General features: G+C 71.8%; 14 protein-coding genes. 11 read left to right on the top strand and 3 right to left on the bottom strand.

What is annotated here, in order from left to right:
- Window positions 1-274: 274 nt before the first annotated feature.
- The 4 genes from SMA5143A_RS14460 to SMA5143A_RS42980 all read left to right on the top strand — a co-directional run bounded on the left by SMA5143A_RS14460 (window position 275) and on the right by SMA5143A_RS42980 (window position 5,176).
- On the top strand, window positions 275-1,702 hold the full coding sequence (locus SMA5143A_RS14460; RefSeq protein ID WP_107463311.1) for a glycoside hydrolase family 43 protein: 1,428 nt from the start codon (window positions 275-277) through the stop codon (window positions 1,700-1,702).
- A gap of 137 nt (window positions 1,703-1,839) precedes the next feature.
- Entirely contained in the window at window positions 1,840-3,408 is a 1,569-nt protein-coding gene (locus SMA5143A_RS14455) for an alpha-L-arabinofuranosidase B (RefSeq protein ID WP_107463310.1), read from the top strand.
- A gap of 89 nt (window positions 3,409-3,497) precedes the next feature.
- Window positions 3,498-4,874 carry a glycoside hydrolase family 43 protein gene (locus tag SMA5143A_RS14450; RefSeq protein WP_107463309.1) on the top strand — a complete coding sequence of 459 codons (1,377 nt, stop codon included), beginning with the start codon at window positions 3,498-3,500 and terminating at the stop codon, window positions 4,872-4,874.
- 134 nt (window positions 4,875-5,008) lie between these two features.
- Window positions 5,009-5,176, top strand: a complete 168-nt coding sequence (locus SMA5143A_RS42980; protein WP_181361858.1) for a hypothetical protein — start codon at window positions 5,009-5,011, stop codon at window positions 5,174-5,176.
- 153 nt (window positions 5,177-5,329) lie between these two features.
- On the opposite strand, the gene SMA5143A_RS14445 is transcribed toward SMA5143A_RS42980, so the two are convergent.
- Window positions 5,330-5,755, bottom strand: coding sequence for a nuclear transport factor 2 family protein (locus tag SMA5143A_RS14445; protein ID WP_107463308.1), 426 nt, complete (start codon window positions 5,753-5,755; stop codon window positions 5,330-5,332).
- 65 nt (window positions 5,756-5,820) lie between these two features.
- On the opposite strand from SMA5143A_RS14445, the gene SMA5143A_RS14440 reads away from it, so the two are divergent.
- Window positions 5,821-6,306, top strand: a complete 486-nt coding sequence (locus tag SMA5143A_RS14440) for a MarR family winged helix-turn-helix transcriptional regulator (protein ID WP_107463307.1) — start codon at window positions 5,821-5,823, stop codon at window positions 6,304-6,306.
- Between the two features lie 19 nt (window positions 6,307-6,325).
- Here SMA5143A_RS14440 and SMA5143A_RS14435 read toward each other — a convergent pair whose 3' ends face one another.
- Complete coding sequence (locus SMA5143A_RS14435; RefSeq protein ID WP_107463306.1) at window positions 6,326-7,432, bottom strand: pyridoxal-phosphate dependent enzyme; 1,107 nt, start codon at window positions 7,430-7,432, stop codon at window positions 6,326-6,328.
- A 249-nt stretch (window positions 7,433-7,681) separates the two neighbouring features.
- On the opposite strand from SMA5143A_RS14435, the gene SMA5143A_RS14430 reads away from it, so the two are divergent.
- The 6 genes from SMA5143A_RS14430 to SMA5143A_RS14405 all read left to right on the top strand — a co-directional run bounded on the left by SMA5143A_RS14430 (window position 7,682) and on the right by SMA5143A_RS14405 (window position 14,602).
- On the top strand, window positions 7,682-8,878 hold the full coding sequence (locus SMA5143A_RS14430; protein ID WP_181361850.1) for a DUF4190 domain-containing protein: 1,197 nt from the start codon (window positions 7,682-7,684) through the stop codon (window positions 8,876-8,878).
- A 147-nt stretch (window positions 8,879-9,025) separates the two neighbouring features.
- Window positions 9,026-9,778, top strand: coding sequence for a GntR family transcriptional regulator (locus tag SMA5143A_RS14425; RefSeq protein ID WP_099967308.1), 753 nt, complete (start codon window positions 9,026-9,028; stop codon window positions 9,776-9,778).
- Window positions 9,779-10,257: 479 nt separating this feature from the next.
- Window positions 10,258-10,458, top strand: a complete 201-nt coding sequence (locus SMA5143A_RS14420; RefSeq protein WP_055713409.1) for an SPOR domain-containing protein — start codon at window positions 10,258-10,260, stop codon at window positions 10,456-10,458.
- A gap of 45 nt (window positions 10,459-10,503) precedes the next feature.
- Window positions 10,504-10,911, top strand: coding sequence for a (deoxy)nucleoside triphosphate pyrophosphohydrolase (locus SMA5143A_RS14415; protein WP_055713410.1), 408 nt, complete (start codon window positions 10,504-10,506; stop codon window positions 10,909-10,911).
- A 174-nt stretch (window positions 10,912-11,085) separates the two neighbouring features.
- The gene (locus tag SMA5143A_RS14410; protein WP_107463304.1) at window positions 11,086-11,493 is read left to right on the top strand and encodes an ATP-binding protein; all 408 of its coding nucleotides are present in this window, start codon (window positions 11,086-11,088) and stop codon (window positions 11,491-11,493) included.
- A gap of 316 nt (window positions 11,494-11,809) precedes the next feature.
- Window positions 11,810-14,602 (top strand): SpoIIE family protein phosphatase, encoded by a 2,793-nt coding sequence (locus tag SMA5143A_RS14405; RefSeq protein ID WP_375136487.1) that lies wholly within the window; start codon window positions 11,810-11,812, stop codon window positions 14,600-14,602.
- A 132-nt stretch (window positions 14,603-14,734) separates the two neighbouring features.
- On the opposite strand, the gene SMA5143A_RS42975 is transcribed toward SMA5143A_RS14405, so the two are convergent.
- Complete coding sequence (locus tag SMA5143A_RS42975) at window positions 14,735-16,732, bottom strand: hypothetical protein (protein WP_181361849.1); 1,998 nt, start codon at window positions 16,730-16,732, stop codon at window positions 14,735-14,737.
- Window positions 16,733-16,835 lie beyond the last annotated feature (103 nt).

Raw genomic sequence — 16,835 nt, 5'->3', positions numbered from 1 at the left:
CCCATCCGAAACGCCCGCACGGGCGCTGAGAAGGACAGACTCCCGGCCCCGTCCCGCAACCGCGCTCCACCTGTGCTGATGCGTGTGCTCGCGCCCCCTGACCCGCCGTCACCACGGCGCCATGGGGCCAAGCGGTGACCCACCGTCGTTCGGATTCGTCCTTCCGGTCAGCGCGGGGGCCGGGTCCTGTCCCGCCCGTTCCGAGACCACGTTCCCCCGCCACCCCGCTCCCCCTCCGCCCGGCGGTGGCCACCCGCACACGACAGGAGATCCCATGTCTGCGCTCCGCGCCCGGCTGACGGTGATATTGCTCGCCGTCTGCCTCCTCTTCACCGGGCAAGCCCTGACTACGCCCCAGCGGGCGGCCGCCGCCGACCCCGGCTATCTGATGGTGCACTTCACCGGCGACTCCGCGACCGGTCAGATGCTGTACCTCGCGCACAGCGCGGACGGCATGCACTGGAACGACCTCAACGGCGGAGCGCCGATCCTCAACTCCAAGATCGGCACGAAGGGGGTGCGCGACCCCGCACTGGTGCGCTCCCCCGACGGCAGCAAGTACTGGATCATCGCGACCGACCTGTGCATCCGCTGCGGCTCGACGTACACCAACGGCAGCCCCAACTTCGTGGTGTGGGAGTCGACCGACCTGGTGACCTGGTCGAAGCCGTGGCTGCTGAGCGCCGCCGGACTGATCCCCGGCGGAAAGAACGCGTGGGCGCCGGAGGCGATCTGGAACCCCGAGACCAACGACTACGTCCTGTACTGGGCGACCAACGCCTCGGTGAACGGCATCTTCAAGTACCGCATCTACTCCGCCCGTACCAAGGACTTCCGCACCATCACGACCCCGCAGATCTGGATCGACCCGCCCGGCAGCACCCCGGTCGTCGACACCCAGATGACCGAGGTGCCCGACGGCACAGGCCCCTACCGCTACCTGAGGGTCTCCGGCGACGGGCAGAACAACGTCGAGGGCAGCAACTCGATCCTCGGGACGTGGACCAACCTCGGCAACCTCTCCAGCATCGGCCTCACCGGCAACGTGGTCGAAGGCCCGGTCTGGATGAAGTTCAGGGACCGCGACGAATGGGCCCTCTACATCGACTACAACAACCCGCAGGGCGTACGCGAGTACAGGCCGATCCTGACGACCAACCCGTTCGACGTCAGCACCTACCGGCCTCAGCCGACGACCACCTACGACATGGGCGGCACCGCCAAGCGCCACGGCGCGATCATGACCCTCACGGCAGCCGAGGAGAGCCGTGTGCTCTCCCGCTGGCCCAACAGCCCCGCGCAGCGGCTCCAGTCGTACAACTTCCAGGACCGGTACGTGCGCCAGCTCGACTTCGACGTGCGCATCGACCCGAACGTCACCCCCGTCGAGGACTCCCAGTTCCGGATCAGGCCCGGCCTGGCAGGCACCGGCACCGTCTCCTTCGAGTCGGTGGCCCACCCCGGCTACTTCCTGCGCCACGCCAGCTACGACTTCCAGCTCGCCCTCAACGACGGCAGCAGCCAGTTCGCCGCGGACGCCACCTTCCGCAAGGTCGCCGGCCTCGCCGACTCCACCTGGTCGTCGTTCCAGTCGTACAACTTCCCCGACCGCTACATCCGCCACTACGCCTACCAGCTGCGCCTCGACCCGATCACCACCGCGACAGCCCGCGGTGACGCCACCTTCCGTGTGACGAACTGACCCCCGTCGCCAGGGGTGCCGGCGCCTCCAGTTCGGCGCCGGCACCGAGGCGCCACCGCAACCCCCCACATCCGCACGGCCGAACAAACAGGCACACGTCCGCTCACCCTCACACCCGCCTGATGAAGGAGCCCTGCATGATCAAGCCACCGTGGATACGCAGTGTCAGACGCGCGTTGCTCGCGGCAGGTGCCACCGCCGCGCTCGCCGCCGGTCTGCTCACCGCCACGGCCACCCCCTCGCAGGCCGCCACCCAGGGGCCGTGCGACATCTACGCCGCGGGCAACACCCCCTGCGTCGCCGCGCACAGCACCACCCGCGCCCTGTACGGGACGTACAACGGCCCGCTGTACCAGGTGCAGCGCGCCTCCGACGAGGCGACCAAGGACATCGGCCCGCTGACCGCCGGAGGTGTCGCCGACGCCGCGCAGCAGGACTCCTTCTGCGCGAACACCAGCTGCGTCATCAGCGTCATCTACGACCAGTCAGGCAAGGGCAACAAGCTCACCCGGGCGCTCAAGGGGTACTGGCCCGGCCCGGCCGAGGGCGGGAACGACAACCTCGCCAACGCCTTCGAGGCGCCGATCACGGTCGGCGGCCACAAGGCGTACGGCGTCTATGTCGCCCCCGGCACCGGCTACCGCAACAACAACACCAACGGCATCGCCACCGGCGACCAGCCCGAGGGCATGTACGCCATCTTCGACGGCACGCACGTCAACGGCGGCTGCTGCTTCGACTACGGCAACGCCGAGACGACCGGCAACGACGACGGCAACGGCACCATGGAGGCCATCTACTTCGGCACCAGCTCGGGCTGGGGCTCCGGCAGCGGCACCGGCCCCTGGATCATGGCCGACCTGGAGAACGGCCTGTTCTCCGGGGTCAACCGCGGAGTGAACGCGGGCGACCCCACCATCAACCACCGGTTCACGACCGCCATCGTCAAGGGCGAGCCGAACCACTGGGCCATCCGCGGCGGCAACGCCCAGTCGGGCAGCCTGTCCACCTTCTACGACGGCATACGCCCCACCGCCGGCGGCTACAACCCGATGAAGAAGCAGGGCGCGATCATCCTCGGCATCGGCGGTGACAACAGCAACACCGGCCAAGGCACCTTCTACGAGGGCGTCATGACCGCGGGCTACCCCTCGGACGCCACCGAGAACGCCGTCCAGGCCAACATCACCGCCGCCGGCTACAACAGCGGCTCGACCAGCACCGGAACCCTCACCCCCGGCTCGCGGGTCTCCCTGCAGGCCACCACCTCGCCCTGCTGCACCACGCACTACCTGCGGCACAACACGGCCGACACCAAGGTCGTCATCTCCAGCATCAACTCCGCCAGCTCGGCCACCGACAAGGCCAACGCGACCTGGATCGTCCGGGCCGGACTGGCCAACACCTCCTGCCTGTCCTTCGAGTCCGCCGACAAGCCCGGCCAGTTCCTGCGCCACTCCAACTACCAGCTGTACCTGAACACCGACGGCGGCGGCAGCTCGTTCGCGAAGGACGCCACCTTCTGTCCCACCGCGGGCAACAGCGGCGTCGGCACCTCCTTCCAGTCGGTCAACTTCCCGACCAAGTACCTCCGCCACTACAACTACACGGCCTACATCGCCGGCAACGGCGGCACCAACACCTGGGACAACACGAGGTCGTGGGCCCAGGACACCAGCTGGCTCACCGCGGCTCCCTGGAACTGACGAGTGACCGAACCCGTGGGCGGCTCCGGGCCGGGGCCGCCCACGGTTCTGGATCCGCCCGCACCTCCCCCACGCCCCGGAGGCACCAGATGAGCGCAACACCCCTTCCCTCGCGCCGGCTCTTCCTCGGCATGGCCGCGGCCGTGCCGCTGTCCACCACCGGCGTGCTGTCCCTCGGCAGCCAGTCGGCGATCGCCGCGACGACCTCCCCGTTCGTCATGGCGTACTTCACCCAGTCACCGAGAAACCTCGGCACGGACTACGGCCTGCACCTCGCCGTCAGCACCGACGCGCTGCAGTGGATGCCGCTGAACCAGAACAACCCCGTCGTCACCCCGACCGCGGGCGACGGCGGTCTGCGCGACCCCTTCATCCTGCCCAAGCAGGACGGCACCTTCGTCGTCATGGCGACCAACCTGAAGGGCACCGACTGGACCAGGAAGACCCCGTACATCCACGTCTGGGACTCCGCCGACCTGCGCTCCTTCGACAACTACCGCCTGCTGAAACTGCACGACATGGCCACCCACACCTGGGCGCCCGAGGCCTTCTGGGACCCCTCCCGCGGCCAGTACGCCCTCACCTACTCGGCCGTGAACAGCAGCGGACACAACGTGATCATGGTCAACTACACGACGGACTTCCAGACCGTGACGGCACCGCAGGTCTTCTTCGACCCGGGCTACGACATCATCGACGGCACCCTGGCCAAGGACGTGAACGGCGTCAACTACCTGTACTACAAGGGCCGCAACAGCCTGGTCGGTGCGAGGTCCACCTCCCTCGCGCCCGGCAGCTTCACCCAGTTCACCTCGGGCCTGGCGCCGCAAGGAGGCATCGAGGGCCCGATCCTCGCCGAGGCCGCCGGCACCTGGTACCTGTGGGGCGACGCCAACGCGCTCTTCTACGCCTACCAGACCAACGACCTCTCCACCGGCACCTGGACCGCCACCGACCGGCGCGTCTACACCCAGCCGCTGAACTCCAAGCACGCCGACATCAAGCCGATCCCCCAGAGGGTGTACGACAACATGATCGTCAAGTGGGGCAAGCCTGCCTGGAACCGGCTGAAGTCCTACAACTTCCCCGACAGATACTGGCGACAGGTCGACTCCCTCGGCCGCATCGACCCGTACCCGTTCGACCCCTACACCGACTCGCAGTGGAAGCTGGTGCCGGGGCTGGCCGACTCCTCCGGCGTCTCCTTCCAGTCCGTCAACCAGCCGACCCGCTACCTACGGCACGCCTACTACCAGCTGCGACTGGACACCAACGACGGCACCACCCGGTTCGCCCAGGACGCCACCTTCCACAAGACCGCCGGACTCGCCGACCCCTCCTGGTCGTCGTTCCGCTCCCACAACTACCCGGACCGCTACATCCGGCACTTCGACTACGCGCTGCGCATCGACCCGATCTCCTCCGCCACCGGCAGAGCCGACGCCACGTTCTCCGTCTGGTACTGAGGCCACGCGCCCGCAACGCGCCGCGCCCCCTCCGAGTGCGCCCGGATCGCGGTGGTTCGGGGGATGTCGATCTCTCCGCGCGGGCAGCCCTCGGGGAGGGGGACCGGCAGGTCGGGGGAGGGGGACTCATGTGGGTGGCGTTGGCGATTCTCGGGGTGCTGCTCGTGTTCAACGGTGAGGTGCGGGTGCTGGCGGTCGCCGCCGCGGTACTCCTGCTCTGGCTGGGCCACAAGCGCAGCAACATGCTGATGACGGCGGCCGGGGCGGGGGCCCTCGCCCTGCTGTGGTTCGTGGCGTTCTAGGGCCAGTCCCCGAGGCCCCGCCCGCCCGGCACCGCCGTCCGCACGCCTCCGCATAGGCGGCGGCGCTGATCCTGGCCGCGCTGGACCTGGGAGAAGCGGGCGCGGGCGACGGTGTTCGACGCGTGAGCGCGAGCTTGAGCGGGCGTGGGGGCGTCAGTCCGTCGCGGGGCGCAGCCGCTCGTAGCAGTCGTAGTTGCGCTGGGCGGTGATCCTTCCGTCGCGGAACTCGAGGAACGTCGCGATGTGGGCGCGCAGCACCTGCCCCGCGGCCAGGTCGCCGACGGGTACGGCCAGCGTGCCGGACCAGGTGACCTCCAGGGCGACCTGGGTGCCCGAGGCCACCGCGTTGATCACTTCGAAGTGCTGGTCGGCGAGCATGGACCGACCCTGCCGCGACGCGGCGATCAGGTCGGGCAGCGGGCGGACGGTGCCGTCCGGGAAGAGGGCGTTGGGCAGTTGCGTATGGACGGCGTCCGGGTGGAAGAAGGCGGCGAGTTCCTCGGCCGGGGCGAAGCGGGACACCGCCCGGTGGTAGCGGACGGCGGTACGGACATCGGGGTGCTCAGAGAACTCCGGCATGTCCACAACCTTAGTTGTACAACTTTGGTTGCACAATCGGGGTTGTCCAATGGCAGAGTGGGCCCATGCAGCAGCAGTCACTCGACCCGCGGGACCTCGACACCGGCACCCTCGCCCTCTTCGCCGGCCTCGCCGCCGCCTCCACCGTCCAGGACGAACTCGCCGGCCTCGGCTTCCCCGACCTGCGCGTGTCCCACGGCTATGTCTTCCAGCACCTCCTCCACGCCCGGCCGACCATCGGCGAGCTGGCCGAGAAGCTGGACATGACCCAGCAGGGCGCCTCCAAGGCGGTCGCCGAACTGGAGCGCCTCGGCTACGCCGAACGCCTGCCCGACACCCAGGACGCCCGCGTCCGGCGCGTCACGCTCACACCGCGCGGCCACGAAGCCGTCGCCGCCGCCCGCCGTGCGCGGGCGGTGCTGGAGGAGCGCCTCCGGCAGCGCTTCGGCGCCCCGGCCCTCGATGCCGCGCGCACTCTGCTCGCCGACCTCCTCGACACCCTCGGGGGCGCCGCGGCCGTCCGGCGCCGCGAGGTCAGGCCGCCCCGCTGACCCCGTGGCCGGTGCCCCCTCAGTTCCCCGCCACCCCCGACTTCAGCCCCGCCCCGCACAGCGGGACCACCGCTGTGCGGGTCCCCAGTGCCCCCTCCCGTACGGCGGCCCAGCAGGCCACCCCCGTCGCCTCGACGAACAGGCCCCGGGAGGCGAGATCGCGCTGGGCGTGGCGGAGTTGGTCCTCGGTGGCGGTGAGGAACCTGCCGCCGGAGTCCCGTACGGCCCGCAGGATCTGGCGGGCCCGGGGCGGGCGCGGGATGGCGATGCCCTCGGCGTGGGTCGGCGCCATGGGGGTGGTGCCGACGAGGTCGTCCGCACCCTCGGCCCACGCGTGGGCCAGGGGGGCGACCGCCGCCGACTGGACGGCGTACAGGGCCGGCCGGCGGTCGATCAGGCCCGCCGCGTGGAGTTCGGCGACGGCGAGAGCGGCGCCGAGCAGCAGTGTGCCGTTGCCCACGGGGACGACCAGGACGTCCGGGAGGCGGCCGCCGAGGTCCTCCCACAGTTCGTGGACGTAGGTCTTCGTGCCGTGGAGGAAGTAGGGGTTGTAGACGTGCGAGGCGTAGAAGACGCCCTCCTCGTCCGCCGCCTCACGGGCCGCTGCCGCCGCCGCCTCGCGGTCCCCCTCGACGATCCGGAGCCGCGCGCCGTGCACGTCGATCTGCTCCAGCTTCTTCGCCGAGGTGCCGACGGGGACGTACACCGTGCAGGGCAGCGCGGCGCGCGCGCAGTACGCGGCGACCGCCGTGCCCGCGTTGCCGCTGCTGTCGGCTACGACCCGGCTCGGCCCGAGCCGCAGCGCAAGTTCGGCGAGGAGCACCGCGCCCCGGTCCTTGAAGGACAGCGTCGGCATCAGATAGTCGAGCTTCGCGGAGATGCCGTCCGTGAGCTCGACGAGCGGGGTGCGGCCCTCGCCGAGTGAGACCGACGGTGTGGCGAGGGGAAGGCACTCGGCGTACCGCCAGAGCGAGTTCACCCGGCCGGCCAGGGACTTGAGGGGTGCGGGGGTGGGCGCGAAGTCGAGGTCCAGGGGGCCGCGGCAGGCCGGGCAGCACCAGGCGAGGGAGGCGGCGGGGACGCGGGTGCCGTCCGTCGGGCAGAAGCGATCCGGCAGAGGTGTCATGCACGCAGGGTAAGTGGGTGCGTCGACGACGGTGACGTATGACGGTGTGTCATGGCAGCGGCACGACCGTCGTGTCGCGACCGCCGTTCCTCGGGTGCGGGGGCCCTGTGCACTTCCTTGTGACCGGTGCCGGGCCCCCGGGTCCGCGCCCCGCGTGTCGCCCCCGCCCGGCCCGCGCTTACCATGCGCCAAGCCGTACGAAAGTCGTACGCCAGTTCCCCTCACGCCGGCGCAAGGAGCACGCGACCCGTGGCCACACCCCCGCCCCCCGGGGCCCAGCCGCCTCAGGGTGGCCCGTTCCCGCCTTCGGGGCAGCCTCAGTCCGCGCCGGGACAGCCGTACCCGGTGGCGCCCCAGCCCTGGGGTCAGGCCTGGGGGCGGGCCTACCCGGCGCCGCTGCCCCCGCAGGTCAACGGGCTCGCGATCGCCGCGCTCGTCCTGGGCGTCATGTGCCTGCTGCCGGGCGCGGGTCTGGTCCTCGGCGTCCTCGCCCTGGTGCAGATCAAGCGGAAGGGGGAGCGCGGCAAGGGCATGGCGGTGGCCGGAATCGCCCTGTCGGCGACCGGCGCGCTGCTGATGACGCTCGCGCTCACCACGGGCGGCGCGCGCGACGCGTGGGACGGCTTCCGGGACGCGGCGAGCGGCGCGGGCACCACCTTCTCGGTGAAGAAGGGCGAGTGCTTCGACGCGCCGAACGGCTCCCTGGAGGGCTACACGTACGACGTCGACGTGGTGCCGTGCGAGGGGCGGCACGACGCCGAGGTGTTCGCCGAGTTCCGGCTGCGGGACGGGGAGTACCCGGGCGACGACGAGGTCGAGGACGCCGCCGACCGGTGCTACGACCTGTCCGCCTCGTACGTCATGGACACCTGGGCGATGCCGGCCGACGTCGACGTGTACTACTACACGCCCACCCGGCAGAGCTGGCGGTACGGCGACCGTCAGGTGGCCTGTGTGTTCGGCAACGAGGACGCGGAGGCGGGTCTGACCGGCTCGCTGCGTCAGGACGGGACCACCCTCGACGCCGACCAGTTCGCGTTCCTCCAGGCCGACGCCCTCCTCAACGAGGCCTTCGAGGGCCTGCCCGACACGGACTACGTCAGCGACGACCTGCCCGCCCACAAGGCGTGGGCACCCGAGGTGGTCGACGCCCTGGAACAGCAGGCGGCGGCCCTGCGGGCGCACGACTGGGAGCCCGGCGCCGAGAAGGCGGTGACCGCCTACGCCAAGGCCCTGGACCGGGCCCGCGAGGAGTGGCAGGGCGCCGCCGACGCGAGCGACGCCGACGAGTTCAGTGACCACTGGGACCGGGCGCACCGGCTGACCGACGGCCCCAAGGCGGTCACGGCCCGCGAGGCTCTGGGTCTGGCCACCACTCCCGAGATCAGCGACGAGGAAGGCGCGGGCGGCGGCGACGCCGAGAGAGAGCCCCGCGCGCAGGTGTGACGGCGTCCATAGCGGGGAGAAAGTGCCTGCGTAAAGGCCTCCCCGGGCACATGTCATCACATCGAGTGATTCCTTGGCCTTTGCTTGCATGGCACAACCGACGGTTGCCAGGCTGTTGCTGTCTGTAGAGCCTGATGGGAGCGGCCAGTGACTTTCGGTGAGCAGCCGGCGTATCTGCGTGTCGCGGGTGATCTCCGCAAGAAGATCGTGAACGGATCGCTGCCGCCGCACACCCGTCTCCCCTCCCAGGCGCGGATCCGCGAGGAGTACGGCGTCTCCGACACGGTCGCGCTGGAGGCGCGCAAGGTGCTGATGGCCGAGGGGCTGGTGGAGGGCCGCTCCGGATCGGGCACGTATGTGCGGGAGCGGCCGGTGCCGCGCCGGGTGGCCCGCTCCGGGTTCCGTCCCGTCGGCGGGGCCACGCCGTTCCGGCAGGAGCAGGCCGACGTCGCCGCCCGCGGCACCTGGGAGTCGCGCAGCGAGCAGGTCGTGGCGAGTGGCGCGATCGCGGAGCGGCTGGCCATCCAGCCCGGGGACCGGGTGATGTGCACGAAGTACACGTTCCGGGACGCGGGCGAGGTGATGATGCTCTCCACCTCCTGGGAGCCCCTCGCCCTCACCGGGCGGACCCCCGTGATGCTCCCCGAGGAGGGCCCGCTCGGCGGAATGGGGGTCGTCGAGCGCATGGCCGCGATCGACGTGATCGTGGACAACGTCACGGAGGAGGTCGGCGCCCGCCCCGGCCTCGCGGAGGAACTCCTCGCCCTGGGTGGCGTCCCCGGACATGTCGTCCTGGTCGTGCAGCGGACGTACTTCGCCTCGGGCCGCCCGGTGGAGACGGCGGACGTGGTGGTGCCGGCCGACCGGTACCGGGTCTCTTACCATCTGCCGGTCAAGTGAGCGACGCCATCGGCCCGTCGAGGCCTGTCGGTCCGCCGGGAATGCCCACCCGTCCCGGGAATCCGGAAATTCCGCGTGTATCGGACGGTGACGCGGGCATGGGTCAAGTGGCCTTTGCCTGAGGGAAGTTGGAGGCGTCGGCGCTTTCGGGGGCGTCCGAACGCCGTTCGGATCCGGTCGTTCTTGCCGTCGGGCGACGGTGTGCCCTGACGGCCTCCCGGTATGCCCTGGAGGTGCTGGACGGCTGCTCGTTGGGGCGCGAAAAGGTGCACGGGTGGTGAGCGGTGGCGCGTTCGACGGGGTGCGCCCCTCTCATCTTGGCTTGTTGCGTACCTCTTTGTGAAAAGACGGATTCGCTGCGTAAAGGTTAGGCGTACGCTCGGGCATATGCGGATTGCGGTTTCCTTAGGTGGCGGGGTGCGGCGGAATCCGGGGACGGGACTCGGATCGGCCGAGGTGGGAAGGAGCGGTGGGGGTCGATGAACGACGGCACGATCACTCTTCCCTGGCTCGTCATACGGCAGGACGACAACGGCAATCGCTATCGCGTCGGCCGGTACGCGACCCGCGCCGAGGCGCAGAAGATCGCGGACAGCCTCGACAGTCGCGGACACAAGCAGCTCTACTGGGTCGAGCGCATCGGGCAGAACGGCCAGAACGGTCAGAGTGGGAGCAAGTGATTCACCCCGCCCGACGCTGCCGTCCGCTCCCGTAGGCTCCCGCGCATGACCGAACCGATCGTGGTGGTGGGTGCCGCCCTGCTGAAGGACGGCCGGCTGCTCGCCGCGCGTCGCAGCGCGCCGCCCGAGCTGGCCGGACGCTGGGAGTTGCCCGGCGGCAAGGTGGAGCCCGGCGAGCCCCCCGAACAGGCCCTCGTGCGGGAGCTGCGCGAGGAGCTCGGCGTCGAGGCGAAGTCCGCCGAGCGGGTGCCGGGGGAGTGGCCGGTGGGCTCCGGCTATGTCCTGCGCGTCTGGATCGCGCATCTCCTCTCCGGTGAGCCCCGGCCGCTGGAGGACCACGACGAGCTGCGCTGGCTCAGCGCGGACGAGGTGTGGGACGTCGACTGGCTCGACCAGGACGTTCCGGCCGTGATGGAGACCGTGCGACTGGCCTGGGGTCCCGGGGGCGTCTGAGCGCCCCCGCTTCGGGGTTCCGTGCGCCCCTTTCTGACGCGTCGCGTGCGGGGGGATGCGCTCACTGCGCTGTTTGTGCCACAGTGCGCCCTCATGCGCGGTACTCGAGGTTGGATATCGGGTATGTGCCCATTAACCCCATGAAACCGGACAGGGTCCGCTTCTGACTGGGAAGTGATCGGCGTGATCGACAACGGTGACGACTGCGCCGAGTGGACCTTTCCCGCGGAGCCCGGCGCCGTGCGGACCGCCCGTGCCGTGGTCCGCGACCGGCTGCGCGCATGGGGGCTCGACTCCGTCGGGGACATCGCCGCCCTGCTGGTGAGCGAGTTGGTGACCAACGCCCTGCGGCACGCCACCGGCCCCATCGGCGTACGCCTCGTACGCTCCGACGGCTCGCCCGGCACTCTGCTCGTCGAGGTCTCCGACCCGCTGCCCGACCCACCGCGCGAGCGGACCGCCGACCTGGACGACGAAGGAGGCCGAGGACTGCGACTCGTGGCCTGCTCCGCGCGGGCCTGGGGTACCCGGCCCGGTGAATCGGGCAAGACGGTCTGGTTCGAGTTGGCGGTTCCCGACTGACCGCACCTGTGGGCGTACGAGGTGAAAGACCTGGTGCACGACCGGCGTCCACGGCGTACGGACCGGGCAAGGGGCGGCTCCCCGGGGCGCGCGTGCGACCGATCGGTTCAAGCCAGTAGCGCTGGCTGGAGTCTTTGGTTCGAGCGGGCAACGCCTGGTTAGAAGACTTGGGAGTATGTCCCAGCCGGTCCAAAAACGATCGGGACCGTGCTGTGATCGTGAACACCGTGTTGCGCGGCGCCGTAGTGCTGGATACTGCGGGCAGCCGCCCCTGGTGACCGAAGCCGGACGCGGTGAGCTGGAGGGGACGGTTCGCGTGAGCGAGATACCAGCGAAGGCCACGGAGTCCACGGAGCCGAAGGGCCCGAGGGACCGCGCGAGGCCCGAGGCCGCAGACGATTCCGGCCTGGGCCGCGCCGCACGCGACGACGTCACGCGCGAGGATGGAAGCGCTTCCGCCGCCGCGGACGGTGGCGCCCGGGGGCCCGCGTCCGGAAGTCGACCGTCGGCCGGCCGTCCGGCGGCGGTCGGGGGTGAGGCCGCCGACGCCGTCGCGGCCGCCGGTGTCCTGGCCGGTCAGGGGCCCGGCGACCCGATGTGGCAGACCAGCCCGCCCGGATCGATATACGACTACATCAAGGTGGCCTCGTTCTCCATCGGCCCGGACGGTCTCGTCGACCAGTGGAGCCTGCGCGCCGAGCAGTTGTTCGGTATCTCGGCCGCGCGGGCCGTGGGCATGGACCCCATCGAGGCGTTCGTCGACCCCGACCGGCGCGAAGAGGGCCAGCGGAAGATGGCCGAGGTCCTCGACGGCCGGGAGTGGACCGGAGTGGTGCCCTTCCGGGTGCCGGGACCCGAAGGGGTCGAGGGGCTCGCCGAGGTCTACGTGATGCCCACCACCGTCGAGGGCGGTGAACGGGCCGCCGTGTGCATCGTGGTGGACGTGCGCACACTGCGCCGCATCGAGACCGACCTCGCCGCCTCACAGGCGATATTCGGCCAATCTCCCTTCGGCTTCCTGCTGATAGACACCGACCTCCGGGTGCGGCGCGCCAACCAGCGGTTCGCCTCCATCTACGGCGGCCATGTCGACGACCACCGCGGCCGGGGCGTCCACGACTACCTCCGGTCCCCGGAGGCCGAGCGGGTCGAGGCCACCCTGCGCCGGGTCCTGGAGACCGGTGACTCCATCACCGACATGCACATCTCCGGGTTCGTGCCCGGCTCCGAGGAACGCCGCCACTGGTCCGTCAACCTCTACCGGGTGCACAGCGGCACCGGCCGCCCCATCGGCATCGCCTGGCTCGGCATCGATGTGACGGCCCGCCGCGCCGCCGCCCGCGAGGCCGCCGCCGCACGGCGCAATCTCGCCCTCCTGAACGAGGCCGGTTCGCGCATCGGCAACTCCCTCGACCTGGAGACCACCGCCCGCGAACTCCTCGACGTGGTCGTCCCCAACTTCTGCGACCTGGCCGCCGTCGACCTCTACCAGGGCCTCCTCGTCGGCGACGAGACCCCGCCCGGACTCGCCGACGGCAGCGCCGAACTGCGCCGCGTCGCCTTCGCCAGCGCCGTCTCCGACGCGCCCTTCGTCGGCGGGCCCGCCCCGGTGCGCGTCGGCGCGGTCCACCACTACCCGTTCAACTCGCCCTGCGCGGACGCCCTGCGCACCGCCCGCCCCCAGCAGGTCCCCGAAGAGGGCAACCTCATCCAGACGACGCTCGCCGTGCCGATGGTCGCCCACGACACCGTCGTCGGGCTCGTGCAGTTCTCCCGTACCAAGGGCAGCGAACCGTTCGGGGAACGCGACCGGGCCCTCGCGGTCGAACTGGCCGCCCGCGCCGCCGTCTGCATCGACAACGCCCGCCTCTACCGGCGCGAACACGAACGCGCCCTCATCCTGCAGCGCTCCCTGCTGCCGCCGGGCGACCCCGAGGCCTCCGGCCTGGACATCGCCTGCCGCTATCTGCCGGGCAACGCGGCCACCGAGGTGGGCGGCGACTGGTTCGACGTCATCGAACTCCCCGGCCACCGCACGGCACTCGTCGTCGGCGACGTCATGGGCCGGGGCCTGCGCGCCGCGGTCGCCATGGGTGAACTCCGCACGGCCGTCCGTACCCTGGCCCTGCTCGACCTCGAACCCGCCGAGGTCCTCTCCGCGCTCGACGAGATCGCCCGCGGCCTCGGCAACCCCGGCGGCGTCCAGTCCGCCTCCCGCACCGCCGCCAGCCGGCCCCGCGACAAGGACCTCTCCGAGGTGTACCTCGCGACCTGCGTGTACGCCGTCTACGACTCGGTCACCCGGCGCTGCACCTTCGCCAACGCGGGCCATCTGCCGCCCGTGCTGGTCGAGCCCGGTGAGAGCGCGCTGATGCTCGACGTGCCGCCCGGCATGCCGCTCGGCGTCGGTGGTGAGCCGTTCGAGGAGGTCGAGGTCGAACTGCCCGAGGGCGCGCTGCTGGCGCTCTACACGGATGGACTGGTCGAATCACGCGACCATCCCCTCGACGAGGGACTCCAGGCGTTCGTCGGCGCCCTCACCGACCCCGCCCAGCCGTCGGCCGCGGGGCGCTCCGACGGCCCCCGATCGCTGGAGGACGTCTGCGACCACGTCCTCAACACCCTCGACACACATCACGGCGAGGACGACATCGCCCTTCTGATGGCACGTGTCCAGGGGCTGCCGTCCGACTCCGTCGGCGACTGGACCCTGCCCCGTGAGCCGCGCAGCGTGGGACGCGCCCGGGAGTACGCCCGGGGTCAGTTGCTCAGCTGGGACCTCGAACCACTGGTCGACACGGCCGAGTTGCTCGTCAGTGAGCTGGTCACCAACGCGCTGCGCTACGGCGAGGGCGAGATACGGCTCCGGCTGCTCCTCGACAGGACCCTCGTCTGCGAGGTCTGGGACGCCGGGCTGGTCCAGCCGCGCCGCCGCCGCGCCCGCGACACGGACGAGGGCGGCCGGGGGCTCCAACTCGTCGGTCTGCTCTCCGCCGCGTGGGGCTCCCGCCGCACACCCCGCGGCAAGACCGTGTGGTTCGAACTGCCGCTCCCCGGAGAAGAGGGCGGCCTCACGGACCCGGCGGAGGCGTTGCTGAGCCTGTTCTAGGGCAGAGGGGGCACGCCGCTCGGCCACGGGCCCGCAGGACAGAGGCACGTGAGAGCCGACGCCGACCTAGGGCCTGTCGTTTGGATCACGCCTGGGCCGCGGGGCTTGGCACGCGCGTCTGCGGCGTTGTACCTAGCCCGGGGTCGCCGCCCTGCGGGCACGGGTCGCCGTGCCGCCGAAGCAGGCCGGGCCCCGTGGGGTGATCCGGCCGCCGCCCCGGGTGTCCCCGAGGATGACGCCGCCCAGCAGCGCCCCGGCCATCCCGTCGCCGACCGGCCCCTCGTACGGCTCGCCGTACTCCCGCACGTCCTGCTCGGCCAGCCGCCACGCCTCCCGGGCAAGGGAGTGGGCACGCCGGGCACTCTCGACATCAGTGGTCTCCACGGCGGCCGTCTCATCGCCCTGGGGCGCCGTGTCTCCCTCGGCGGTCCAGTCAGCCGAGGCGGCCGCCTCCCCGGCCGCGCCCCCCTCGGCGGTCCCGTCACCCAGGCCCACCGCATGGCCGGCCGCGCCCTGCTCGGCGGTCCCCTCCTCCGGGGAGGACGCCTCCCCGGCCGCGCCCTCCGAGACGGTCCCGTACTCCGAGCGCGCTGCCTCGCCGGCCGCACCCGCCCCGGCACTCTCGTCGCCCGGAGACGCCACCGCGTCGGCCCGATAGGCCTCGTCAGCCCCAGACCCTTCGGCCCCCTCGGCCCCGTCAGCCCCGGCCCGCTCGGCCGCGTCGACCCCGGAAGTCTCGGCCCCTCCGGCCCCAGGCCCCTCGCCCCTGTCGACCCCGTCCGCCTCGGCCCCCTCCACCTCGTCGGCCCCCTCCGCTCCGGTCGGCCCTTCCCGGAGGGCCGCCGCCTCGGCGATGGCCGCGCAGCGCTCCGCTTCCGCCAGGCGGGTTCTTGCCGTTGCTCCCACCGCTCCGCGGTGCGTCGTGACGTAGTCCCTCGTGGTGGCCACCACGCTGCGGGCCGGGAGCAGCCAGCGGTCCTCTCGGCAGAGGGTGTCGAGGGGGTCGGCGTACGTGCCCTCACGGGGCGCCCCCTGTTTCGTCGCGCCGGCGGCGCGTGCCAGCTCCGCGGCGAGCCGCTCCACCCCCGTCACGAGGACGTCCGCCTGGTCGATGGCGCCCTCGGCGGCCCGCAGATGCACGGCGGCGGTGAGCGGGTCACCCGCGTAGGTGAACTGGCGGGCCCGGTTCAGCTCGGCCGTCGCGAACACCAGCCGGTCCTCGGCGTGTTCGGCGTGACCGGTGACGGGGAGGACGACGTCGGGGGCGTAGCGCTCGCGGAGCCCGGCGAGGGTGGCGGCCGCCGTCGCCGTACGGCCGGTCAGCTCACGGAAGCGGGCCTCCGCGCTCTGTAGCGCCGGGACCGCGTCGCGTTCCAGGGCCCGGAGCTGGTCGAAGGCGGGGGCGGCGATGTCGAGGCGTCGCTGGGCCATCGTGCAACGGGCGAGGATCTCCTCCAGCAGGGCGCGCTCCTCGTCCGGCGGCAGCGTGCCGGTGGTGTCGTCGAGCCGCTGCCGGAGCCGGAAGGCCGCCTCGACCTCGCGGCGCGCGTCCGTCAGGGCGTCGGTGAAGGGCTGGGCCGCCCGAGGGCCCGCCCGGGCGACGGCGAAGCGGAGTTCCTCGGCGCCGGTACGGACGCAGTCGTCCGTCTCCACCAGCAGACGGCGGCCCCGTCGGTGCAGGTCCGGCAGCGGGGGCAGATGCTCTTCGAAGGTCCCGGCCGGTGTCGTCGTCCGCAGCGCCGCGCGCCGCTTGCGCCGGACGAGTGAGTACACGGCGAACCCGGCGACCACCGCGGCGACCGCGACCGGCAGGATCAGATCCGTCGCCGAACTCCCGTCGTCGGCGGGCGCCGCGTCGTCCGCGCCGACGGCCACGGCCCGCCGGGCGCCGACCGGGAACGGCGACGGGCCGATGTCCGCGGACCCCACGGACCCTCCCGACCACTCGGCGACCGCCGGGGACGCGGCCGCCGCCGCGGGCGTCCGGTGGCCCGTGTCCGGCGAGTCCGTCAACGGGGCCAGCAGCAGCCAGACCAAGGCGGTCATCCCGCCGAACGCGGCGTGCGCCACCCGCACCCCTATGTGCGACGTGGCGCCGCGCGATCGATTGCTCCTCGAACGCGACGTCACATTTGGGAGCGTATGGCCGGACCCGCCGGGTCGCGACCGGGAGGAGGCAAAGACGTCCCGGACGCGGCCCGGTCGCCCGGCGTCGCGGTGCGGCGCCGGGCGG

This window comes from Streptomyces sp. MA5143a (genome assembly GCF_900290235.1).
Classification (GTDB): Bacteria; Actinomycetota; Actinomycetes; order Streptomycetales; family Streptomycetaceae; genus Streptomyces.
This window is presented reverse-complemented; position numbering and strand designations above follow the sequence as displayed.

Coding starts and splice junctions, on each gene's coding strand:
- SMA5143A_RS14460 (WP_107463311.1), top strand. CDS start 275: ATGTCTGCGCTCCGCGCCCGGCTGACGGTGATATTGCTCGCCGTCTGC.
- SMA5143A_RS14455 (WP_107463310.1), top strand. CDS start 1,840: ATGATCAAGCCACCGTGGATACGCAGTGTCAGACGCGCGTTGCTCGCG.
- SMA5143A_RS14450 (WP_107463309.1), top strand. CDS start 3,498: ATGAGCGCAACACCCCTTCCCTCGCGCCGGCTCTTCCTCGGCATGGCC.
- SMA5143A_RS14445 (WP_107463308.1), bottom strand. CDS start 5,755: ATGCCGGAGTTCTCTGAGCACCCCGATGTCCGTACCGCCGTCCGCTAC.
- SMA5143A_RS14440 (WP_107463307.1), top strand. CDS start 5,821: ATGCAGCAGCAGTCACTCGACCCGCGGGACCTCGACACCGGCACCCTC.
- SMA5143A_RS14435 (WP_107463306.1), bottom strand. CDS start 7,432: ATGACACCTCTGCCGGATCGCTTCTGCCCGACGGACGGCACCCGCGTC.
- SMA5143A_RS14420 (WP_055713409.1), top strand. CDS start 10,258: ATGAACGACGGCACGATCACTCTTCCCTGGCTCGTCATACGGCAGGAC.
- SMA5143A_RS14415 (WP_055713410.1), top strand. CDS start 10,504: ATGACCGAACCGATCGTGGTGGTGGGTGCCGCCCTGCTGAAGGACGGC.